Raw genomic sequence first — 22,787 nt, forward strand, 5'->3', positions numbered from 1 at the left:
CGGCAACTTCCTCTTCAGCATCCACGGATCGATGATCCTCACCGTGATCCCCGGTGCGACCATGAGCACGTCCATGACGTATTCGCAGAACACCTGGGCCCATGTCGTCGGGACCTATGATGACACAACGGGGCTGACCAAGCTCTATAAGGATGGAGCGCTCGTGTCGCAGGCCACGAAATCGGGCGCAGTAGGAGCGGCGTCCCTGACGTCGTTCGACCTCGGCCAGAACGCCTGGCCGGCGGCCTCCTACTGGAACGGCGCGCTCGACGACGTCCGGTACTACGGCCGGACGCTGTCCGCCGCCGAGGTGCAGCAACTGTACGACTACCAGAAGCCGGCGAGCCGCAAGACGTTCGTCACTGCCGCGGTGTTCGACGGGAACCTGATTGCCGCCGAAGGAACGCACAAGGCAACGGGGATCGTTGCCGCCGATGCCCTGTGCCTCAAGGACGCCGACTATCCCGGGACCGGTGTCTACAAAGCGTTCCTGGTGGATGCCGCAAACAGGGTTGCCTCGGTAAGCGCCAATGCCGGCGACGGTCAGATCAGGTGGGTCTTGAGGCCGAACACAACGTATTACCGGAGCGACGGCACAACGAAGATCATGACCACGAATCCAAAAGGCCTGTTCGCGTTCGGCGCGCTGACCAATGCCTTTGACCCGGCCGCGACCGATACTTATTGGACAGGAATGAACAGCGATTGGACCACTTATCCGAACACAAACGGCGGTGCGGATAATCAGAATTGTGCCGGGTGGTCGTACAACGCTTCCACGTCTTCACCCTATGGGACCTTCGGAATGGGAAACCAGACGGATGCTCATGCCATCTCTTTTTCATTTAATGCGTTTTGTAGCATCAAACAATACCATCTGGTCTGTATCGAGCAGTAACGGTTGCGACAAGGCGGGGCGGCACCATGCTCGGCGAGCCTATGGATATCCCCGGTGTGGGAAGCCATAGGTGCAGTGGTTCTATCCGTTGGTCACGCTCATGCAAGGAGAAAGACTCTACCTTCTTGGTTCCTGGAGGCAGCTTTCGTAAGGTGCCCTGAAAGGAGGTCGCATTCATGACATCGCAGCCCGGATCTGACGTCGCTGATAAGGCGCTTGAGCCGTTGTTTGCAACAAGCGGGTCTGATGACCTATCGAGCCACGCCTATCGGCAGTTGATCGGCAGTCTGGGCCTTGTATTCCCCCTTGCCCTCTGGCTCATCGCAGGCCTTCGACCGACCCGGGAACTGGCGCGATGGGATCTGCTCTCTTCGGTCAGCGCCTATTACTACACCGGGTCGGTGGCGGTCTTCGTTGGGATACTGGTTTCGCTTGGAGTGTTTCTTTTTACCTATCACGGCTATAAAAACGAGTACAGCAAACAGGATCGCCGGGCATCTATCATAGCCGGCACGGCCGCTATCCTGGTGGCGTTCTTTCCCACAAAGGCGCCCCTTGACTCGTTAGCGCCTTCCTGGTGGACTCCGGGAACGGGCAAGATACACTATATTTCGGCCGTTGTGCTGTTCTGCTCGTTCAGTTTCTTCTCGCTGTTCCTGTTTACGAAGTCGAAGCCTGACTCAGGGGAACCACTTACCAAGGGCAAACGGGTGCGAAACCGCATCTACATCTGCTGCGGGATTCTTATGGCGGCCTGCATCGTCTGGGCGGGCATAGCCTCTTTCCTCAATGCACCCATCTTCCTGCCCGAGGCGCTCGCTCTCGAATCGTTTGCCCTGTCCTGGTTGACCAAAGGCCGCGCAGACAGGACCGCGGTCAGCGTAGCCCGGCGGACCTTTTACTACGGACGCAATCCAAGACGGCTGGTCGCCGATATCCGGGGCGCGATTCGAAGTTAGCGGCCGGCATGTGCATTGAACGAGCCGGCCACGTTCAGGGAGGCCCGGATGTTCGCAGAGTGCAACGAAGTTTGGATCAGCTCCATAGCGATAGGGCGTCTCTTGTCACCTTTCTTGCGTGCCCAAGCAAGGTGACCCAAATAAGGGCACCCGGCGACCATTCTTGTCTGTCATGCTCGGTCGTCCTCGGTACATTTCGGAAACAGCCTGCATTCGCGTAAACACTCATAAACGCTGGCCGCTGGCTCGCCAACCTGCGGGCTCGGACAGTCCGAAATGCTTCACCCTCGGCTTCGGTCACCTGCCGGAAATGATCGCATGGGACTTCTGCAGGTGCAGTGGTTCTGTTGTACCCCAGGCCCCGCATGTCCCCGGGGCGGCCAAGAGGCCCGGGGGGCACGACGGTTCCAAAGTGTTCTATTTTTATTCTCAAGTTGGAGGTTCCATGAAAAAAGCTCTTGCTCTCATGACAGCAGCGGCATTCGGATTTACGCTCGGGACGGCGTTCGCAGACGAGGCGACTGTATCGCCGCTCCAGCAGCAACCATCCCCGATGGTCGTGGCAACCAGCAAGGAAGAAGTGAAACAAATGGAAAAGAAGGAAAAGAAGCGCGAAAAGAAGGAAAAGAAGAGGGAGAAAAAGGAGAAAAAAAGGGAAAAAGAGCAGAAACTGAAGATCAAGGAGAAAAAATTGGAGGCAAAGTAGAGACGCTCCGTGTGAACCTATGATCTCCCTTTCGGACATCCAGACAGCGCGCGAGCGCATTGCTCCCTTCATCCACCGCACGCCGCTCATCCTTTCCAATTCGCTGAGCAGGCTCACGGGCGCCGAGGTCTACCTGAAGCTCGAGAATTTGCAGAAGACCGGCTCCTTCAAGGTGCGGGGAGCGTTCAACAAGCTCCTTTCCGTCGCGGAGCCGCGCGTCATCGCGGCGTCCATGGGGAACCACGCCCAGGCCGTGGCGTTCGCCGCGGGGAAGCTGGGGAAGAGCAGTGTGATCGTGATGCCCGAGACGGCGTCCCTGGTGAAGCAGGAGGCGACGAGGGGATACGGCGCCGAGGTGGTGCTCCACGGCGAGCGGTTCAGCGACGCATTGGAGTACGCCCTTACGCGGAAGGACGCGCTCTTCATCCATCCCTTTGACGATGACAGCGTGATCGCGGGCCAGGGTACCGCAAGCCTCGAGATCGCCGGGGACCTCCGGGACATCGACGCGGTCCTCGTTCCCGCGGGAGGCGGCGGGCTCCTTGCCGGGACCGCCGCGGCGATCAAGGCGCTCTCGCCCCGCACCGAGGTGATCGGGGTCCAGGCCGCGCAAGCGGCCTCGGCCTGCATCTCCTTCAGCGAGCACAGGGTCTGCGAGCGCGTGCCGGGGCCGACCATCGCCGACGGCATTGCCGTGGGCAGGGTGGGGGTCCGCACGCTGGAATACATGACAAAGTTCGTGGACGGCATGCTGAGCGTTGAGGAGGACGCCATTGCGCGCGCCATCCTGCTCTTTCTGGAGCGGAAGAAACTGGTGGTCGAGGGCGCCGGGGCCGTGCCTCTGGCGGCGCTGCTCACGAACGCCGGCCAATTCCGCGGCAGACGGGTGGTCCTCCTGGTGAGCGGCGGGAACATCGATTTCACGCTCGTGGACCGGATCATCCTGAAAGGCCTCGTGACATCCGGCCGCATCGGCGTGTTCTCGGTGGTCATCGACGACGTGGCCGGCAGCCTCCACGCGGTCACCGGCGTCATCGGAGAGCAGAAGGCGAACATCCTCGACGTGGACCACGCCCGGCTCGGCAGCGACGTGCCCATCGGCCGGACGAAGGTGGTCTTCACCGTGGAGGTGCGCGGGAAGGAGCATCTTGCCGAGGTGTTCGATGCGCTCCGGGAGAAGGGCTACGAGGCCGGAGCGGCATGAGGCGGTCTTGAAAGGAAACGCCATGCTGAAAAACAGCAAGGTCATCGTCATAGGGGGAAGCTCGGGCATGGGCCTGGCGACCGCAAAGCTTCTCGCCGCGGAAGGAGCGCAGGTCATTATCGCGTCGCGCTCGCGTGAGAAGCTCGACGAGGCCCTCCAGGTGATCGGTGACAATGCAGAGGCCCGGCAGCTGGATTTTTCGAAAGAAGATGCCGTGCAGGAGTTCTTCAGCCTGCTGGGCACTTTCGACCACCTGGTGCTCATGGGTGCGGGACTGCCCGCCTGGGGCAAGCTGTCGGATATTCAATCGCCCGTTCTCGAGAGCGCGTTCAAGACGAAGTTCTGGGGATATTTTCTGTGCGCCAAACATGGAGCGCCGCTCATCCGCAAGGGAGGGTCGATCCTCTTCACCATCGGCGGGGCTGCCCGCTCGGCAATTCCGGGAACCGCGGGGGTTGCGGCCGTGAATGGAGCGATCATGTGCATGGCCATGACCCTGGCAAAGGAGCTTGCGCCGGTCCGTGTGAATATCCTCTCTCCCGGCCTGGTGGACACCCCGGCGTACAACTGGATGTCCGCCGAAGAGAAGAAGACGTTCTTCAAGCAGATGGGAGGTAATCTCCCTGTGGGCCGGGTGGGTAAACCGGACGAGCTCGCACAAGCCGCGCTGTACCTGCTCTCCAACGGCTTTACCACGGGCGCCATCCTGGACGTGGACGGAGGCGGCCGGCTCCACTGAACGAAGAGGACTAACTATCGCGCGGGCCGGCGTCTCATCAGGTTCTCGTCGGGTTTTGTCAGCTTCACCGTTCCGGCCTTGTTTGGTAGTGTCAAAAGTTTCATGAAAATGAAGGAGTGAAAATGCAACCACACCCTGCACTCGCGGTTCCACTCGTAGTCGCTGGGCGCAGGCAGAGCGCACTGAGGAAAAAGGGGAAGAAACAATCTCTGTGTTCTTAAGTAATTTTGAAAAAACTCAAGATAAATAGCTGAGGAACCCGAAAGAGGACGCAGAGGGGAGGTGAAGAAATACTCCCGAACTTACTCAGATCAAATGCATTTCTCTGCGTGCTCTGTGGTTAAAGTTTGACATAACGCCTCGTTTAAGAAGGAGGTCAATATGAGAAAGGTCCAGACACTTGTACTCATTGCAGGTCTTTTGGTCTCGCTCGCGGCGAGCGCAGGAAATAAACAGGCTCCCAAGGTGATGCATAAGATCCGGCCGTTATCGCAAGACCTGGAAATTCAGCTGGCTCTCAGTGCGCTGCCGCCGCACCTCAGGGACAATGCAACAGTATATATCTTGAACCCTGATAAGGGCTTCGAAGTCGCCCGCGCGGGTACGAATGGGTTCCATGCCTTTGTTGCCCGGACCGGCGATGACACGTTCAGGGGGTCCTGGCCCTTGACGGAATACCGGGATGATATTCTCTACCCGGTCTCCTTTGACGCAGCGGGCGCCAAGGCGCAGATGCGGGTCTTCTTTGACGCGGCAGAGATGCAGGCCAAGGGCACTCCTCCCAACGAACTGAAGAAGATCATCCAGGACCGTTACAAAGCAGGATACTATAAAGCCCCGGAACGGGCAGGCATCTCCTACATGCTGTCTCCCGTGCTCCGAACGTACGCAAACCCGGACGAAAACGACAGCGTTATCACCCTGAACATTCCCCACGTCATGTACTACGCCCCGGATGTTTCCCAGGAAGACATCGGCGGCGCGAAACCCGGCGGCATGTATCCTTTTGTCATCATGCCCGGCCCCCATGGATACATGATCCAGCTTCTCGGCCAGACGGAAAGAGCGGCAATTAATAAAGAGTACGAAAAGATGCTTGCAAGGCTCTGCAAGATCAAAAAAGTCTGGTGCTTGCCAAAAGAGCAGGGTCTCTATTGACGCAAGCGGTGCTGTACAAGTCGGAAACCGAGAGGGGTGCAGCGGACACGCTCCTCAAAGGAAGCAGTTCGGCGGCGCGTTACCCGTGCAGCCTGACAAACACTCTAACTCGTTCGCAGAAAGGGGTCTTTCCATGCAACTGAACAAGAATCTCGGCATGCTCTTGACAGGTATCTGGCTCATCTTGACGGGGCTGATACCGCTGCTGCAGCTAAGTTTTTCGGGAATCGGTACGCTGATGGCCCTCCTCGCAATCGTCGCGGGCGTTTTGATCGCAATTGGGCGATAGGCGGGGGGGATAGAACATTCTTTCCAGCGTACCGCCGGCTAGACGCCGATGAGCATGCGTACCAGGTGCTTGCCCGTGGGGACCTTGAAGATGTCGAAGTCCTTCCCCGTCGCACCCGGGCCGACATAGGTGCCGAACATCCTGTCCCAGACGGTGAGGACAAAACCGAGGTTCTTGTTGGTCAGCCCCTTCGCCCCATGATGGATCCGGTGATAGTTCGGCGTGATAAGGACCTTTTCCAGGGGCCCGAGGTCCACCCAGAGGTTCGCGTGGATCCAGATGTTGACCACGACGCCGAAGGAGAACGCCGCGCCCGCTTCAGCGATTGACAGGTGAAGAAGAAAATAGATGATCACGATCTGGGGAACGGCGAAGAGGAAGAGGTGCGTTAAGCTCGTCCGCGCGCCGGAGAGCCACCAGATCTCCCCGATGGAATGGTGGAAGGAATGGGTGCGCCACAGGAACGGCGTGTGCATGGCCCGATGGACCCAGTAGAGACCGCAGTCGCCCAGGACGATCGCGAGCAGTATCTTTGCGGGGCCCGGGAGGCTCCGGAGGCGGTCCATCGACAGCACGGCATCCAGGTCGAGCGCGTTGCATCCGGCCAGGACCAGCCGCTTCGACAGCTCCCCCGCCACAATGACTACGAGGATCGCCGCGACATTGAGCCCGATCTCGCTGCGCCGGTGCACGGAAAAGCCCGGCCGGCGCCGCTCCAGAAGATCGACGATGAACACGACAAGCACGAGGGTGGCGGCCTGGTAGAGTTGCTCCGGTTGGATCATGGCTCTCTTCTTCTCCCCGGAGACAACCCGGGACCGTGGGGGTCAAACTTGACTAGTTGTAGAAACAACGTTATATATGGTTAGAGTCTGGGATGAGATTATCCCATTAAAGCATAGAGAAAATCATCTTCAAGACTACTTAAAATAGCTATGAAGGGTAAATGATATCAGACTTCGGGCGTTCCGGCAAGCACGCACAGAGATTCACGGTTCCAAAGAGTATCGGTTGTTGGCCTGGATATCGCCAAGGGATGAAGCAAGGGGGCGGCGCGTTACCCGTGCAGCCTGACAAACACTCTAACTCGTTCGCAGAAAGGGGTCTTCCATGCAACTGAACAAGAATCTCGGCATGCTCTTGGCAGGTATCTGGCTCATCTTGACGGGGCTGATACCGCTGCTGCGTCTCAGTTTTTCGGGACTCGGTACGCTGATGGCCGTCCTCGCAATCGTTGCGGGCGCTTTGTTCGTAATGGGGCGATAGGCCGGAAGGGGATAGAGCATTCTTTCCAGCGTACAGTAGACGAAGCCCTCACCATCTTGTGATCGGATGAGGCTGAAGGCATAACGTTGTGGCTCAGATTGCACAACCATTGAAGTGTCATAGAAACGCAACGTAGGTAACAACGTCCCCAAGTCGTTGTGAAGGAGCAAGGTCGCTATTGAAGCAATCGGTGCTATAGACGTCGCTGTACACTATTTCAGGAACTATGGAGGGTCGGATCTTTATTATTACATCGATGTTGACAATAAAGATTTGACCCCCTGAGCCCTTCGTTGGAAAAGAATAAGGAAGTTAAAGATGATGACGTCTAGACAATGTGAAATTGCGGCGGAGTCGTATGCGGCTTGTCTTCTTGCACAAGCAGGTTACGACGTGCTGGTGCAGTACGGCGCCAATCAGCCACATTACGACCTTGTGGCCAACAAAGACAAGAGGTTCTTGCCAATATCAGTCAAAGGCAGTCAAGATGGCGGTTGGATGTTATCCGTCCGCTACAAGAAAGAAAATTCCAGTTACCATGACGCAATAGACACGTGGCTTGCCTCGCAACGAGATGACACTATTTTCCTATTCATTCAGTTTCTGTATGTCCCTATCGGTGCCGCACCACGAGCATATATCGCACGACCGACTGAAATTGCAGCCCATCTCAAGACTCAATGTCATGGGCGTGGCCATGGTGCGCTGCAGGAAGACTATCGGCGAGATCATCCTAATTCAAAATATGACCATAAAATACCGGCGGAGTGGGCATTCAATCAGGAACGGATAGATAAAATCCAGCCTTAACCACACCATCTGAGTCGCTGCGGACCGCATTCCGCACGAGCAGCAGACCTAGGCGGACGGATCGGGCGAGTTCTCCGCTCCGCCGAGAGGGTGTGTGGTCTATCTATGTGCCGCACGAGTAAAGAATGTCGCGGGATTGAGGATTGGCGGGAGAATCTCAATATTTAAGTCTGGCCATGGGGGCTCGTATCCGATTCGACTAAATGAAATAACTACAGAATCAGGTCTGACTTCGAACGCTCCTTATAAAATATTCTCGTATGGCCCTGTATCAAGGCGGAAAAATCAGCATGACCCAGAAATCACCTCAAACACGAGAAGAACTTGAACGACATCTTCAGGAACAACTGCGTCTGATGACGGCCTCAATAGTATCTTTTGATAAGGGGCTAGAAGAAGAAGGCAAGAGATTAGAAGATCAAAGGGGACGTTGATGTGTTCAGTGCAAAACTCTTGACAAGCGAAGTCCATTTCCATAGAATCGCCCCATGCCACGACAAGCCCGACTCGATGCTCCCGGCGCTCTCCATCACATCATGGTGCGCGGGATTGATAAAGCCGATATTTTTCGCGACGAACAGGACAAAGCCCGGTTTCTGGAACGATTAGGCGAAAACGTGACAGAGGGAAAATGCTCCGTCTACGCCTGGGTCCTTATGGACAATCATCTCCATCTGCTTTTCAAGAGCGGCAAGTTCGGCATCTCCGCCGTCATGCGCAAGCTACTCACTTGGTATGCTCAGTACTTCAACCGCCGCCACAAACGAACCGGCCATTTATTCCAAAACCGCTACAAGTCCATCCTCTGCGATGAAGATAGCTATCTCCTCGCATTGGTCCGATATATCCATCTCAACCCGGTCCGGGCACAGATCGTCAAGACCATTGAAGAACTGGATCGTTATCCCTGGTGCGGCCATCGGACGATCATCGGGAAGGCGAGGCACGCCTGGATGGATACAGACGCGGTATTATCCCAATTTGGCGACAGGAAGAGAAAGGCGATATCGGGGTACCGCCAGTTCGTGCAGGAAGAGCTGGGGTCCGGCCAGAAACCGGAGTTGACGGGCGGCGGACTCATCAGAAGTCATGGCGGCTGGTCAAGAGTGCTCGCCTTGCAGCGCAGCGGACAACAGCAGGAGTTTGACGAACGGATTTTAGGGACCGGCGAGTTTGTTCATGCGATCCTGCGCGAGGTGGAAGAACGTCAGCTTCGGCAAACGAGACTGTGCAGGCGTGGGAAGGGAATCGCCGACATTATCCGGGAAGAATGCAGGAAGCGCGGCGTGCACGAGCAGGAACTGGTGCGCGGGAGCAGACGACAGAAGATAAGCCAGGCGCGCGCAATTATTGCGCTTCGATGCAAGGAAGAGATTGGATGCTCGGGAGCCGAGATCGCGCGCCATCTTGGCGTCAATACAACCAGTGTCAATCGCGCAGTCGAAAGGGCGGCGGCGTTGTCGGCAGACTGATGCAATGCACTAAATGCATCAACGTCCCTCTCGTCCCCCGGACAGAAAGGCGTTTCTACGATGAATGAGAAGAATAATAAGCCAGGGGACAGGGCTGCCGCTCCGGAGCAAATCTGGCGAGAGGAACGGTTCCGCAGCCTCTTCATGGAATGTCCCGTATCGCTCTGGGAAGAGGACATCACGGAGCTCCTCGTCCATCTTGAGGAGCTGCGAGCCTCGGGAGTGAGCGACCTGCGCTCCTTTTTTGCGGGCCATCCCGAGGAAGTGGTCCGGTGCACAGGACTCATCAGGATCATCGGCGTGAACAATGCCACCCTGGACCTCTACCATGCCCCGGACGAGCAGAGCCTGCTCGCCGGCCTGTCCTCGGTCTTCACCGAAGAGTCCTTCGCGGCCTTTCGGGACATCGTTATCGCCCTGTTCGAGGGACGGACTCTGTTCGAGATCGAGGGGACGAACCGGACCCTGCGCGGCAAGGAGCTGACGGTCAGCCTCAAATGGTCGCTCCTTCCCGACAGCGGGGGAAAGCTGACCCGCGTCCTGCTCTCGGTCGTGGACCTCACGGAGCAGAAGCGCATCGAGGAGGAACGCAGGAACAACGACGTGCGGTTGTCCCGCGCCCAGGCGATCGCCCATGTGGGCGACTGGGAATGGGACATAGCGACCAACGCGGTCCACTGGTCCGATGAACTGTACCGGATCTACGGCTTTGAACCTCGCGAGGTCGCACCGGACTACGGGCTCGTGCTGCAGCAGATGCACCCGGCCAGCAAGGACGAGTTCCTGCGGGCGATCGACTCGGCGCTCAAGGAGGACCGGCACTTCGAGATGGACTACCGGTTCCTCCGGAAGGAAGGGACCGACGCCGTTCTCCACACGATCGGCCAGGTGTTCCGCGACGCCTCCGGCGCGCCGGTGCGGATGGTCGGCACGGTGCAGGACATCACGCTGCGGAAGGAGGCAGAACGCCGGCTCCGGGATACCGAGGAACGTTTCCGTTCCCTCTTCGAGAACGCGATCGACGGGATCATGATGGCCGATGCCGGAACGAAGTTGCAAATCGAGGCGAACAAGGCCATGTGCGCCATGATGGGGTACACGCGGGACGAGCTCCTGCGCCTCAGCATCGCGGACATTCATCCGAAGCAGGCCCTGCCCGATGTCCTGAACGCCTTCGAACGGCAGCTGCGCGGGGAGATCTCCCTTGCCGAAAACATCCCCATGCTGAGGAAGGACGGTACGGTCTTCTATGCCGATGTCAACTCCGTGACCGTCACCCTGAGCGGCAGACCGTGCCTCATCGGGATCTTCCGGGACATCACGGAGCGCAGACAGGCAGAAGCCGCATTGAAAGTGCGCGAAAAGCAGCTTGCCGAGTCGCAGCGGATCGCGCACATCGGAAGCTGGGAGCACAACCTTTCGACCGGCGAGGTGTTCTGGTCCGATGAGCTGTTCCGTCTGCTTGGGCTCGACCCCCGGAAGGACGCTGCGGATTTCCAGACGTTCTTTGCCATGGTCCACCCTGATGACCGGCCGGCCTTGAAGAAGGCCATCGACGAGACCGTGCAGTTCAAAAAGCCTTTCAATATCGACTACCGGTTCAACCTGCGTGACGGCACAACCCGGATCATGCATGGGCAGGCGGAGCTGAGACCTGATGAAACAGGCAACCACTTGGTCCTGAGCGGGACAGGACAGGATATCACCGAACGCAAGCGGGCGGAGGAGACGCTGCAGAAGACGTCACAGATGCTCGGCGCGATCGTCCGTTACTCCCCCCTGGCGGTCATCTGCGCCGATGTCGACGGGAATGTCCTTGCGTGGAACCCGGCTGCAGAGCGGATCTTCGGGTGGAGCGAGCAGGAGGTGCTCGGGAAATTTAATCCGATCGTCCCCAAGGAGAGGGTTGAGGAATATCAGAGCTTGCTGGAGGGTGTCCGTCGCGGCCATCCCTACACCTCTAAGGAGCTGCGGCGCCAGCGGAAGGACGGGTCGCGGTTCACCCTCAATGCCTCCTCAGCGCCACTCTATGATACCGCCGGCAGCGTCATCGGATTATTGGGTATCTTCGAGGACATCACCGATCGGAAGCGCGCGGAAGCGGAGAACGACCGTCTTGCCCGAGCGGTCTCCGTTGCTACGGAAGGCATCGCCATGACGGATGAACAGGACCGGTTCATCTATCTCAATGACGCCCACGCGAAGACCTATGGCTATCTCCCGAGCGAGCTCATGGGGAAGACCTGGCGCGCTGTTACGCCCCGCAAGTTCGTGCCGCTGATAGAGCAGGAGATGGCACGAACGGTGCGCAGGAGGGAGATCGGCGTCTGGAGCGGCGAAGGCCCCGGCGTGCGCAAGGACGGGACCGAGATAACCACCGAGATCGCCGCCACGGCCCGGTGGAATGAGAAGGGGGAATACGCGGGGCACATATGCGTGGTGCGGGACATCACGGAGCGGAAGCGCGCCGAGGAAAAGATCCGGCAGAGCGAGGAGTTCATCCGGGGCATCCTGGACACGGTGGACGAGGGATTCATCGTCATCGGCCGGGACTACCGCATCCTGACTGCGAACAAGGCCTACTGCGCCCAGGTCGGCCTGCCCGTTGACGAGGTGATCGGCAAATATTGCTACGAGCTGTCGCACAAGGTCAGCCGGCCCTGCTACGAGAAGGGCGAGGAGTGCGCCGTCCGGCAGGTCTTCGCTACGGGAAGGCCGCACGCGGCGCTCCACAAGCATATGGATCGCGAGGGGCGCATTATCCATGTGGAGACAAAGGGATTCCCCATCAAGGAAGCATCCGGTGCCGTTGCGTCCGTGATCGAGACCATCAACAACATCACCGAGCGGCACCTGCTGGAAGAGGAGCGGCTCAAGACCCAGAAGCTTGAGTCGATCGGAACGCTCGCGGGCGGCATCGCCCACGACTTCAACAACCTCCTGCAGGGGATCTTCGGCTACATTTCCATAGCGAAGCGGACGCTCGATAAGCCGGAGAAGTCGCTCGCCATGCTGGCGCAGGCCGAGAAGGCCTTGCACCAGTCGGTGAACCTCACGTCGCAGCTCCTGACGTTCTCGAAGGGCGGCAAGCCGGTCAGGAAGATCCTGTCGCTTGCGCCGGTGATCGAGAACGCGATCAAGTTCGCCCTGAGCGGATCGCGCGCGGGCTACCGGCTCGCCGCGGACGACAGCCTCTGGTGCGTCGAGGCTGACGAGGGGCAGATCGGCCAGGTGATCCAGAACATCGTGCTGAATGCCGACCAGGCCATGCCGGAAGGAGGCACCGTCGAGATCGCCGCGAGGAACATCCCGGAGGGAGATGCTGCGGCGCCGCAGGGACTCAGGCGGGGGGACTACGTCGCCTTGTCGATCAGCGACGGCGGCATCGGCATCCCGGCCGAGTATCTGACCAGGGTCTTCGATCCCTATTTTACGACCAAGGAAAAGGGGAGCGGCCTGGGTCTCGCTACGTCCTATTCCATCATCAAGAACCATGATGGGATGATCGATGTCTCATCCGTGCCGGGGAAAGGCTCGACCTTCACTGTCTTTCTCCCGGCAACCCGCGCGGCGCAGGAGTCTGCCATGGCATCTGACTCCGCGAGGTGCACGACCGGGAAGAAATGCAGGGTCCTCGTCATGGATGATGAGCCGGTCGTCCGCGTCGTGGCGGGAGAGCTCCTGCGGGAGCTGGGACACGAGGCGGAATTCGCGGAGCACGGCGATTCGGCGATCGAGAGATACCGGCGGGCGAAGGCAGAGGGCCGGCCGTTCGATGTCGTCATCCTTGACCTGACCATCCGGGGCGGCAAGGGCGGCGTGGAGACCATGCGGGAACTGCTGGCGATCGATCCCGGCGTGAAGGCGGTGGTCTCCAGCGGGTATTCCGACGACGAGGTAGTCGCCACCTACCGGCAGTATGGTTTCCGATCTTTTCTGAAGAAGCCCTACGACATGATGGAGCTCGGCAGGATGCTGGACGACACGATAGCGTGAGACAGGACTTCCACGGTCCTTGCGGCGCCGGACGGACATCTGCATCATTGCTCGGGAGAAATGACCGACATGACGGCCACCCGTCAAGACCTCGAAGTGCCGGAGCTGCTGCGGCCCCGCTGATCTAAACAAACCTATAGGGTCGCCCAGTTAAAGGACACCGCCAAGCGAAAAAAGCTATCTTGCGAACTTCAGAGAACATCACATTGTGTCCGAAGTGTCCTTTTCGCGACTGAATACGAGAGCGAACGGGACGACTAGGGGACGTTGTTGTCGAAATTGCGTTGCGTATGAACCATCAAAGCCGGAGGGCGCTCTCTCCGGCCTTGTGATTTTCAGCACCTGTTTTTAGCAGAGCGGGGGAGTGCTATACTTTGTTCAACAGCAGCAGCCGTCCGGTCGTTGCGGCGCTGCTCAGGAGGGTGTGCAAAGGGTCACTTCTTTGACCTTGACATGGATAGCAAGAATAAGGAAGCGACCCCAAACGCTTCCGCGCACGCTATGAACTATCTCGCCCACATGCTCTGCAGCAACGGTACCCCCGCATCGATGCTCGGGAACTTCATCGCCGATTTCGTGAAAGGCGACGTGGAGGGCCGGTTCCCTTGCGAGGTCGCGGAGGGGATCCGCCAGCACCGCAGGGTCGACTGCTTCACGGACGCGCACGAGGTCTTCGGCGCGAGCCGGCGGCTCGTAAGCCGCGTTCGCCGGCGCTACGCGGGCGTGATCATAGATGTGCTTTACGACCACTTCCTGGCGATCAGCTGGGAAAGGTACTGCTCCACGACGCTCGACGAGTTCGTCGGACGGGTCTATGAGAACCTGGGAGGGCACCGGGTGGAGGTGCTGCATCCCGTGCCGATGGTCATCGAGAAGATGGTCCGCGAGGACTGGCTGCGAAGCTACCTGACCCTGGACGGGATCGACCGGACGTTCCGGAGGATATCGCGGAGGGTGCAGCGAGAGAACCCTCTGGGCACGGCGATCGAAGAGCTGGAGCGGAACTACGACACTCTCCGGGACCATTTCCACTCATTCTTTCCCCAGCTCCTGGCGCACTTCCGGGGACAGCCCGGGTCAATGTAGTTCATGTGATATCAAGTAGCGCGCCGGGTCATAGGCGGACGTAATGGGATAAAATCTTCAATCGTTAACATTTAACGTCTCTCTCCGGTTTATCCTCTAACCTTCAGTAACTCCCACTAGTCTCATTCCGCATCCTGCTTCCTGTTCTCTGGTTTTTTGTCTACCCTAGGAAAACTCAGGTTGGATCGTCACTATCTCGCCGGTTTAGTTATAATTAGATTGTTCGCTGCAGGGCAAAAGGAATAACGACCACCAATATGTTGTTGAATTCCAAGGCGGCCAGATCCGAGGGAGGCAGGCATATGGAAAAGAGAATGGTGATCATCGGCGCCGGCATTGCCGGACTTTCGACCGGGTGTTATGCCCGGATGAACGGCTACGAGACGACCATGTTCGAGATGCACACCATCCCCGGGGGGCTGTGCACTGCCTGGAAGCGGAAGGGATACACCTTTGACATCAGCATGCACAATTTGCTCGGCACCAAGGCCGGACCCTTTAATCAGATGTGGCGGGAACTTGGCGCACTCAAAGACCAGGAGTTCTTCCATCATCAAGAGATGGGCCGCATCGAGGGCAAAGGAAAGAGCCTCGACATTTGTGCCGATGCCAGACAACTGGAGGACCAGATGCTGGCCTTGTCGCCTGAGGACGCATCCCTGACAAAAGAGTTCATCCGGTTGCTTTCGGCAAAGACCAGTATGGGCATCATGCCGCTGAAGCCGAGGGAGATGCTCGGCCTCGTGGACAAGATCAGGCTGGGAGCTTCTTTTCTTCCGCTCATGGGGCTCTTCAGGAAATACGGACAAATGACGCTTCAGGAATTTGCGCAGCGGTTCCAAGACCCTTTTTTACGAAACGCAGTCCGGTTCTTCATGGACTCGCCCGGGTGGCCGATGCTGCGCTTCCCCCTCGTCGGTCTTGCGGGCTACCTGAACGCGTTTTCCGAGGTGGGTGTGCCCATAGGAGGATCGCAGAAGATGATCTTCAAGATAGCCGATCTTTACCGGGAGCTCGGTGGCTCGATCTTTTACAAGAGCCGGGTGACTGATGTGATCGTAGAGAATGGCCGGGCATTGGGTGTTCGACTCGAGGACGGCACTGAGCATCCCGCGGATATCGTGGTCTGGGCAGGGGACGGCCACGCGCTTATCTTCGATATTCTCAAGGGGCGCTACCTCGATCAGCAAATCAAAGGCATGTACACACATTGGATCCCCGTGCTGCCGCTTGTGCACGTAGCCATCGGCGTTCGCCGCGATGTGTCGAAAGAGCCCCACCGGACCATCTTCGAACTGGATAAGCCCATTACGATCGCGGGCGAGGAACACAAGTGGATGTGCTGTCAAAATCACTGCTGCGATCCGACCATGGCTCCGCGCGGGAAGTCTGTGGTCGAGGTATGGTACGCGACGCGCTACGATTACTGGGAAAGGCTTGAACAAGACCGTGCGGCCTATGACGCGGAAAAGAAGCGGATCGCCGAGGCGACCATTGCCGAGCTGGATAAGCGCTGGCCAGGCTTCGCATCCCAGGTCGAGGTCGTGGATGTTCCGACGCCCGCCACCTATGTTCGCTACACGGGGAACTGGAAAGCCTCACCCGATGGCTGGTACATCACGCCGGACAACATGAAGCAGACCTTTCTCCGGACCCTGCCCCGTTTGTCTGGTCTTTACATGGTGGGGCAGTGGACCGCACCGTTCACCGGCGCAGCGATCGCGGCGCTCTCGGGACGTCAGCTGATCCAGCTGCTGTGCAAGCAGAACAAGAAGGCATTCGTGACAGAAGGACAGAACAGGTCAGAGGCACGTCTTGCGGCTTGACACCGCTCCGGGCATGTGCGGGGTTTGAGTAAAGATTAGAAGCAAAGTTTCTTGAATGGTTCCCATACGAAAATTTAGGCGGGCGACCGAGGACGAGGGTTAAACATTTCGGATGTTCGAAGCCGATGTAGCAGACCCACCCTCACCCGGCTTTCCCTGAGGGCGAGGTGGTGCGATGACAAAGATACATTTATCGGCTAGTTTCCGAAATGTACCGAGGACACCCTGCACTCGCACCTCAGACACTTGTATTCACTGGGTGCAGGCGACCGAGCTTGCCGTGAAGAATTTTCGCCGGGTGCCATTCTTTGGCGCCACCTTTCTTCGGGCAAGCAAGAAAGGTGACGAAAAGAAATGGAAGTTGATAGAAGCCGTTGGGTTGCGCTTTGCTTAACCCAACCTACCGCTTTATCCATTTGACCCCAGGACTGCTCTGGAGAGGGGAGGGCTGACTATTCCTCGAAATGCCAAATCCAGCTCTCCCCAAACGTACTGCATGGCACACATCGTCACTGTAAAAGACGCAACAACCCGTTTGCGCTGGCCTGATCAGCTATTTCCGAGAGAGGATTGCCCCGCAGCCGCCCTTGGCTCCCGGCCAGATATCCACAGCAAGCACGGTGCCCGCTGTAGTGCCATCAGTCTTCCAAAGCTCGTATCCCGTCGTGCCGTCATCGGCCCCAAAATAGATCGTGTTCCCCACGACCGTGAGGTCGTAGGGATCGCCGTCGCCGTTGCCCGGGTTGATGTCCTTGACCATGACCGTACCCGCTGTCGTGCCGTCGCTCTTCCAAAGTTCATATCCTGTTGCGCCGTCATCGGCAGCAAAGTACAGCGTGTTCCCCAGGACCGTAAGCGAATCGAGATCACTACTGCCGCCCGGGTTGATGTCCTTCACCCGCACCGTGCCCGCGGCCGTGCCATTCGTTTTCCAGAGCTCATACCCTGATGCGCCGTCATCGGCCCCAAAGTAGAGCGTGCCGCCCATAACGGTGAAACCGTAGGGATCACTCATGTTGATGCCCGGGTTGATGTCCTTCACCAGCATCGTGCCCGCTGCGGTGCCGTCGCTCTTCCAGAGCTCATATCCTGTCACGCCGTCATCGGCCGAAAAGTAGAGCGTGCTCCCCAGGACCGTGAAGCCAGAAGGATAACTCCCGTTGCTGCCGAAGCTGATGTCCTTCACCAGCATCGTGCCTGCGGCGGTGCCGTCGCTCTTCCAGAGTTCATATCCCGTCACGCCGTCATCGGCCGCAAAGTAGAGCGTGTTCCCCATGACAATGAAGTACTGAGGGGAGCTGCTGCCGCTGCCGGGGTTGATGTCCTTTACCATCACCGTGCCAGCTGCTGTGCCGTCGCTCTTCCAGAGTTCAATCCCATGAGTGCCGTCATCAGCCGCAAAGTAAAGCGCGTTGCCCATGACAATTAACCCCTGAGGTAAGCTGTAGCCGCTGCCCGGGTTGATGTCCTTTACCATCACCGTGCCAGCTGCTGTGCCGTCGCTCTTCCAGAGTTCATACCCATTTGTGTTGTCCATGGCCGTAAATAAAATCGTGTTCGCCAGGATCGTGAGGTCGCGGGGGTCACTTGAACCCATGGGGTTGATGTCCTTTACCCTGTACGTTCCTGCGGCAGTTCCATCACTGCGCCACAGCTCGCTGTTGTATCCCGAATCGTCGGCAGAAAAATACATGATGCCGTTGAGCGAGACCATGTACTGGATACGGGCATCACTTTCTGCCCTTACATCGGCTATCATATAGGTCCCGGCATCCGTGCCATTGCTGATCCAGGGTTCACTCCCATGGATCCCATCGTCAGCGCTGAAGCACAGGTGATTCCCACACGCGGTGATATCTGAGAAATAGGAAGGAGCGCTCCCGGGGCTGATGTCCCTGACCATGACCGTGCCCGCTGCGGTGCCGTCGCTCTTCCAGAGCTCAAGCCCTGCGACGCCGTCATCGGCCGTGAAGTAGAAAGTGCTCCCTACGAGCGTGAGCCTGGAAAAGACGCCGCTCGCACTGCCCGCGTTGATGTCTTTGACCATGACCGTGCCTGCTGCAGTGCCGTCGCTTTTCCAGAGCTCAATCCCTGCCACGCCATCATTTGCAGCAAAGTAAAGTGTGTTCCCGATAACAATAAACCCGTATGGGGTGCTGCCGTTTTTGCCCGGCATGATATCCTTTACCAGCATCGTGCCTGCTGCAGTGCCGTCGCTCTTCCAGAGCTCAAATCCTGTGACGCCGTCATCTGCTGTAAAGTAGAGCGTATTTCCCAGAGCGATGGCCTCCCCGATTATATTGATACCTTGCACGCCAGGTACGATGTCCTTCACCAGCATCGTGCCGGAAGGGGTACCATCGCTCTTCCAGAGTTCGGGCCCTGTAGTTCCGTCGCTGGCAAATAAGTAGAGCGTGCTCCCCGCGGGAGTAAAGGGACCGAAAATGCCTGTCCCAATGCCCGGCCAGATATCCTTGACCAGCATAGTCCCTGCGGAAGTACCGTCGCTCTTCCAGAGTTCACCACCTGTCGTGCCGTCATCGGCCTCAAAATAGAGCGTGTTTCCCACGACCGTAAGCTCGTAGGGGCTGCTACCGGCGCTGCCCGGGTTGATGTCCTTGACCAGCACTGTGCCCCCTGCAGTGCCGTCGCTCTTCCAGAGCTCAGCACCTGCTGTGCCGTCATCAGCCACAAAGTAGAGCGTGTTCCCCATGGCCTTGAGACGAATAGGATTGCCACCGCTGTTTCCCGGGTTGATGTCCTTCACGAGCATCGTGCCTGCTGCAGTGCCGTCGCTTTTCCAGAGCTCGCGACCGTTCGTGCCGTCATCGGCCACAAAGTAGAGCGTGTTCCCCATGGCCGTGAGATCCGTGAGGTTGTTTGCGGAGATGTTCTGATTGACGTCCTTCACGAGTACCGTGCCTGCAGCAGTGCCGTTCGTTTTCCAAAGCTTCTCTCCCCACCCGTCACTCGCGACAAAATAGGTGACGCCTCCTATTTCCACAAATTGAGACGGACTACTGCCCGGCGTTCTCGTATTGATATCCTTGACAAGGCTGGTACCGGCTGCTGTCCCGTCGGTCTTGAACAGCTCGTAGCCGGGGCCAGTGGTCCCGTTGCTGGCGCTGAGATAGAGCGTTACGGGAACAGCCCCGGACGATGGCATCATGACATACCCGCCACCGCCCCCTCCTCCGCAGTTAGCGAGTGTGAACGTAAGAGTCAGAAACGACAAAATAATGACAAGTATTAATGTCCTGTGTTTCATGACGCACCTCCGCTCCACGATTTCAAGGTCTTCCTATAACGTTGTCAATCAATTGATGTCTCCCTGTCATGAGGATGAATTCCTCGCGGACCAAAAGGTCATGATGATCTCAAAGGAACGAACGATCACCAATGACGAGACTCATTTGGATGCAGATTATGCGGAGATTGATGAATGCAAGGTTAACTTGACGCCGGGAGGAAGGAAACTCCTGTGGCGACAACGTAACAAGAACGATCAAGCTTGGCGACATGGTGCACCCCTTTGACCCTCATCAGAGGGCTGGAGGTGAATTGCGGCCGCTTTCATGCTGTGCGGAGTTCGAACTTGCTTACGTTCTCACAAGAGCAAGAAGAAAAGATTGTCATTCAGAAACAGCATTCTGACGTAAGCTTCCCTAAAAAAGAGACATGCTAAAAGTAGAGCTTTCTGGCATTATATGGACGCCAGGAGGTTCTCATGAAAAGCTCGAGATTCACCGAAACACAGATCATCGCGATCCTCAAAGAAGCAGATGCCGGGGTGCTTGTGAAGGACCTTTGTCGGAAACACGGCATCAGTGATGCGACGTATTACAACTGGAAATCAAAGTACGGCGGCATGGCGGCTTCCGATCTCAAACGGATGAAAGAGATGGAAGGCGAACTGAGCAAGCTCAAACGGATGTACGCTGACCTCGCTCTTGAAAACCGCGCTCTGAAGGACCTGATCGAAAAAAAGCTCTAGGGCCGCTTGAGAGACGAGAAGCAGTGCGCTACCTGGTCGACGAGCATGGCTTATCGATCAAACGCAGCTGCGACTGTCTACGTATCTCTCGGGCGGCTTTCTATAAGCCGATATCAAGTCCAGCGGTGCGCGATGCCGAGATTATTGCAGCGCTGAATGCTTTGCTTGAACGCCATGGCGGGTGGGGCTTCTGGAAATGTTATGACGCCCTACGCCGGAGTGGCCATCCGTGGAACCATAAACGGCTTTATCGGGTCTATTGCCAACTGCATTTGAACCAGAAGCGCCGTGCAAAGAAACGGTTGCCCAAACGAGTAAAACAGCCGCTGGGAGTGCCACAGCGTCCGAATCAGGTCTGGTCCGCCGACTTCATGAGTGATACGCTCTATGCCGGCAAGAGGTTTCGGACGCTCAACGTCATTGATGATTTCAACCGTGAATGCCTAGCCGTGGAGATCGATACCTCCATAACCGGCAGGCGGTTAATTCGTGTATTTGAACGGCTGCGCTCCGAACGGGGGCTTCCCGATATTTTGCGGACCGATAACGGCCCGGAGTTTCTCAGCAGCGATTTTGTCGAATGGGCCGAGTCTGCTGGGATGATCATCCGCTATATTCAGCCGGGAGAACCGAATCAGAACGCTTATATCGAACGCTTTAACCGAACGTATCGGCAAGAGGTGCTCAGTCTGTATCTGTTCAACAGCCTAGAGGATGTCCGGGAAGCTACGTACTGGTGGATGATCGACTACAATGAGCACCGTCCCCATGACTCCCTCGGGAGTCTGACGCCGGATGAATGTCTGAAAAACTACACCGGAAACTCTACTTTTAAACTGTCTACTTGACAGGGAAGCTTACGTAGTCTCTTGTCCTATGTTTCCATACGATCCGAGCGAGCGAGAGAATCATATGAAAAAGTCGCAGATATAGTTTTCCTCTGCGGGTTGCTTCTGTTAGCATGTATTTCTGTGGCAGTTGCACTTGAGACCGTGCGCTGATATTCTTGGTATTACTGCCTGAAGACAGCGGATGACGGCTGCGCGGCTATGAGCATGGGGGTAAAGAAATGAATACAACGGAATTGTCTAAGACACACGTCCAAAGAAAGGTTATTATCTGGGAAGTTGCTGGGTTCCTGATCATTATTTTGACGTGTTGGGTAACAGAACTTTTTGACCCTCCATTCAGTTTTCAGCAGGTTATCATTGAGACGGTTTTCATTCTATTATTCGGTTGCTTCATAATCAATTTGACTTGGAAATTGATCAGAAGGATGAAATATTTGGAGGGATATCTCGTGATTTGCGCCTCGTGCAAACATGTTAGAGTGGATGACGTCTGGGTCAGCATAGAACACATCCTGAGCAGCAGATCGGATCTACTGCTTTCTCATAGTATATGCCCCGAATGTGTTGGGAAGCTTTATGGAGATTACTTAAGAAAAGGCAATAACCCGGCCAAGTAGCATTGTGCGCTCCCGGTCAGGTTGCTTGCCAAGCAACGGGTGCGGCGGAGTTGGAAATATCACATCGGAATGTCCTAGATAGTGGTAGCAATTTATAATTGTTGCGCTGCCTATATAGCTGCTGTTATAATGCGTTTGTGTTTTGCACCCCTGTTTGACTCTTATGCTATACTTAAATTAGCTATTGAGCGGCATTGTCTTGGGTACTGGTAGAATGTCATGAGAACTGGTTTAATAAAACATAAAACTAATAGTGTCGGTAATGTTTCTTACCAAAGATCATATAGTCTTGCTGATGCGCCGGCGCACTCATGGTCTGAACTTTATGATACTCTTCATGATAGCAATAAATCAATTCAGTTAAGGCATTATATTACAAATATTTGTTCGCAGGAAAATACGTACGAAAATGACGATACGCGTTTATTTTGCGAAAATTTACTTAAGACATATATTCTATTACAAATATCTTATTCTCTATATGATAAGCTCAACCCTGCAATTAATTTGTGGACACATAAATTTAACAACTCTATTGATCTAATTATTGAGCATGCTCTTGAGTAATAATAACCCTAAAAAAAACGATCAAGAGCATAAGGAAGTAGCGCCGATTCCATCAAAAGAAGCGTCAAAGGAAACTCCGCCAGATCTCGTAAATCCCGAAATGGTTCCATTCCCTCCTGAATTAGCCGAAGCTCTTAAAACAGCACCTCCAGGAATTAAGCAAGCAATTACTCAAATGAGTATGTTTGCTGCAACTGGTCCTATGATGGCTCCTGTACATCCTTTATTAAACAAATTGTCACAAGAACAAATAACTAAAGTTCTTGATTACATGCGTGACAGTGAAAAGGATGAAACAAAACTTCATCGCTCTGGTAGATGGTTTCATTTTGGGTGAACTGAACCCCTG

Annotated in this window: 18 protein-coding genes; 16 read left to right on the plus strand and 2 right to left on the minus strand. The window is 56.5% G+C overall.

Going from position 1 to position 22,787, the window contains the following annotated elements:
* The 7 genes from VL197_08955 to VL197_08985 all read left to right on the plus strand — a co-directional run.
* On the plus strand, positions 1 to 898 hold an 898-nt coding region (locus tag VL197_08955; protein ID HUJ18109.1), incomplete at its 5' end, for a DUF1554 domain-containing protein.
* Between the two features lie 176 nt (positions 899 to 1,074).
* Positions 1,075 to 1,857, plus strand: a complete 783-nt coding sequence (locus VL197_08960) for a hypothetical protein (GenBank protein ID HUJ18110.1) — start codon at positions 1,075 to 1,077, stop codon at positions 1,855 to 1,857.
* A 445-nt stretch (positions 1,858 to 2,302) separates the two neighbouring features.
* Positions 2,303 to 2,563 (plus strand): hypothetical protein, encoded by a 261-nt coding sequence (locus VL197_08965; protein ID HUJ18111.1) that lies wholly within the window; start codon positions 2,303 to 2,305, stop codon positions 2,561 to 2,563.
* Positions 2,564 to 2,582: 19 nt separating this feature from the next.
* Entirely contained in the window at positions 2,583 to 3,767 is a 1,185-nt protein-coding gene (gene ilvA / locus VL197_08970) for a threonine ammonia-lyase (protein HUJ18112.1), read from the plus strand.
* 22 nt (positions 3,768 to 3,789) lie between these two features.
* Positions 3,790 to 4,506, plus strand: a complete 717-nt coding sequence (locus tag VL197_08975; GenBank protein HUJ18113.1) for an SDR family oxidoreductase — start codon at positions 3,790 to 3,792, stop codon at positions 4,504 to 4,506.
* 381 nt (positions 4,507 to 4,887) lie between these two features.
* Positions 4,888 to 5,664 (plus strand): hypothetical protein, encoded by a 777-nt coding sequence (locus tag VL197_08980; protein HUJ18114.1) that lies wholly within the window; start codon positions 4,888 to 4,890, stop codon positions 5,662 to 5,664.
* 133 nt (positions 5,665 to 5,797) lie between these two features.
* Positions 5,798 to 5,953, plus strand: a complete 156-nt coding sequence (locus tag VL197_08985) for a hypothetical protein (protein HUJ18115.1) — start codon at positions 5,798 to 5,800, stop codon at positions 5,951 to 5,953.
* Positions 5,954 to 5,991: 38 nt separating this feature from the next.
* On the opposite strand, the gene VL197_08990 is transcribed toward VL197_08985, so the two are convergent.
* Positions 5,992 to 6,738 carry a sterol desaturase family protein gene (locus VL197_08990; protein HUJ18116.1) on the minus strand — a complete coding sequence of 249 codons (747 nt, stop codon included), beginning with the start codon at positions 6,736 to 6,738 and terminating at the stop codon, positions 5,992 to 5,994.
* Between the two features lie 325 nt (positions 6,739 to 7,063).
* On the opposite strand from VL197_08990, the gene VL197_08995 reads away from it, so the two are divergent.
* From VL197_08995 to VL197_09025, 7 genes are all read left to right on the plus strand, one after another.
* Positions 7,064 to 7,219: a hypothetical protein gene (locus VL197_08995; protein HUJ18117.1), complete on the plus strand. Its 156-nt coding sequence runs from the start codon at positions 7,064 to 7,066 to the stop codon at positions 7,217 to 7,219.
* Between the two features lie 318 nt (positions 7,220 to 7,537).
* Entirely contained in the window at positions 7,538 to 8,029 is a 492-nt protein-coding gene (locus VL197_09000) for a hypothetical protein (protein ID HUJ18118.1), read from the plus strand.
* A 260-nt stretch (positions 8,030 to 8,289) separates the two neighbouring features.
* Positions 8,290 to 8,463 carry a hypothetical protein gene (locus VL197_09005; protein HUJ18119.1) on the plus strand — a complete coding sequence of 58 codons (174 nt, stop codon included), beginning with the start codon at positions 8,290 to 8,292 and terminating at the stop codon, positions 8,461 to 8,463.
* Between the two features lie 102 nt (positions 8,464 to 8,565).
* Positions 8,566 to 9,501 (plus strand): transposase, encoded by a 936-nt coding sequence (locus VL197_09010; protein ID HUJ18120.1) that lies wholly within the window; start codon positions 8,566 to 8,568, stop codon positions 9,499 to 9,501.
* Between the two features lie 60 nt (positions 9,502 to 9,561).
* The gene (locus VL197_09015; GenBank protein ID HUJ18121.1) at positions 9,562 to 13,497 is read left to right on the plus strand and encodes a PAS domain S-box protein; all 3,936 of its coding nucleotides are present in this window, start codon (positions 9,562 to 9,564) and stop codon (positions 13,495 to 13,497) included.
* Between the two features lie 453 nt (positions 13,498 to 13,950).
* Complete coding sequence (locus tag VL197_09020) at positions 13,951 to 14,583, plus strand: ACP phosphodiesterase (GenBank protein HUJ18122.1); 633 nt, start codon at positions 13,951 to 13,953, stop codon at positions 14,581 to 14,583.
* 302 nt (positions 14,584 to 14,885) lie between these two features.
* Entirely contained in the window at positions 14,886 to 16,409 is a 1,524-nt protein-coding gene (locus tag VL197_09025; protein HUJ18123.1) for an NAD(P)/FAD-dependent oxidoreductase, read from the plus strand.
* 553 nt (positions 16,410 to 16,962) lie between these two features.
* Here the strand turns inward: VL197_09025 and VL197_09030 are convergent.
* Entirely contained in the window at positions 16,963 to 19,578 is a 2,616-nt protein-coding gene (locus VL197_09030; GenBank protein ID HUJ18124.1) for an ELWxxDGT repeat protein, read from the minus strand.
* Positions 19,579 to 20,136: 558 nt separating this feature from the next.
* On the opposite strand from VL197_09030, the gene VL197_09035 reads away from it, so the two are divergent.
* Together VL197_09035 and VL197_09040 are read left to right on the plus strand one after the other, a co-directional pair.
* Positions 20,137 to 21,251 (plus strand): IS3 family transposase gene (locus tag VL197_09035; GenBank protein HUJ18125.1). Its coding sequence is split into 2 segments (ribosomal slippage): positions 20,137 to 20,398 and positions 20,398 to 21,251, totalling 1,116 coding nucleotides; the frame shifts between segments, so codons are not numbered across the junction.
* A gap of 1,179 nt (positions 21,252 to 22,430) precedes the next feature.
* Complete coding sequence (locus tag VL197_09040) at positions 22,431 to 22,775, plus strand: hypothetical protein (protein HUJ18126.1); 345 nt, start codon at positions 22,431 to 22,433, stop codon at positions 22,773 to 22,775.
* The last annotated feature ends 12 nt before the right edge of the window (positions 22,776 to 22,787 follow it).

The organism is Nitrospirota bacterium (genome assembly GCA_035516965.1).
Taxonomy (GTDB): domain Bacteria; phylum Nitrospirota; class UBA9217; order UBA9217; family UBA9217; genus MHEA01.

What these genes read in the sequence shown, in the direction of transcription:
- VL197_08960 (HUJ18110.1), top strand. Translation starts at nt 1,075, where the DNA reads ATGACATCGCAGCCCGGATCTGACGTCGCTGATAAGGCGCTTGAGCCG.
- VL197_08965 (HUJ18111.1), top strand. Translation starts at nt 2,303, where the DNA reads ATGAAAAAAGCTCTTGCTCTCATGACAGCAGCGGCATTCGGATTTACG.
- ilvA (HUJ18112.1), top strand. Translation starts at nt 2,583, where the DNA reads ATGATCTCCCTTTCGGACATCCAGACAGCGCGCGAGCGCATTGCTCCC.
- VL197_08975 (HUJ18113.1), top strand. Translation starts at nt 3,790, where the DNA reads ATGCTGAAAAACAGCAAGGTCATCGTCATAGGGGGAAGCTCGGGCATG.
- VL197_08980 (HUJ18114.1), top strand. Translation starts at nt 4,888, where the DNA reads ATGAGAAAGGTCCAGACACTTGTACTCATTGCAGGTCTTTTGGTCTCG.
- VL197_08985 (HUJ18115.1), top strand. Translation starts at nt 5,798, where the DNA reads ATGCAACTGAACAAGAATCTCGGCATGCTCTTGACAGGTATCTGGCTC.
- VL197_08990 (HUJ18116.1), bottom strand. Translation starts at nt 6,738, where the DNA reads ATGATCCAACCGGAGCAACTCTACCAGGCCGCCACCCTCGTGCTTGTC.
- VL197_08995 (HUJ18117.1), top strand. Translation starts at nt 7,064, where the DNA reads ATGCAACTGAACAAGAATCTCGGCATGCTCTTGGCAGGTATCTGGCTC.
- VL197_09000 (HUJ18118.1), top strand. Translation starts at nt 7,538, where the DNA reads ATGATGACGTCTAGACAATGTGAAATTGCGGCGGAGTCGTATGCGGCT.
- VL197_09005 (HUJ18119.1), top strand. Translation starts at nt 8,290, where the DNA reads ATGGCCCTGTATCAAGGCGGAAAAATCAGCATGACCCAGAAATCACCT.
- VL197_09010 (HUJ18120.1), top strand. Translation starts at nt 8,566, where the DNA reads ATGGTGCGCGGGATTGATAAAGCCGATATTTTTCGCGACGAACAGGAC.
- VL197_09015 (HUJ18121.1), top strand. Translation starts at nt 9,562, where the DNA reads ATGAATGAGAAGAATAATAAGCCAGGGGACAGGGCTGCCGCTCCGGAG.
- VL197_09020 (HUJ18122.1), top strand. Translation starts at nt 13,951, where the DNA reads ATGGATAGCAAGAATAAGGAAGCGACCCCAAACGCTTCCGCGCACGCT.
- VL197_09025 (HUJ18123.1), top strand. Translation starts at nt 14,886, where the DNA reads ATGGAAAAGAGAATGGTGATCATCGGCGCCGGCATTGCCGGACTTTCG.
- VL197_09030 (HUJ18124.1), bottom strand. Translation starts at nt 19,578, where the DNA reads ATGATGCCATCGTCCGGGGCTGTTCCCGTAACGCTCTATCTCAGCGCC.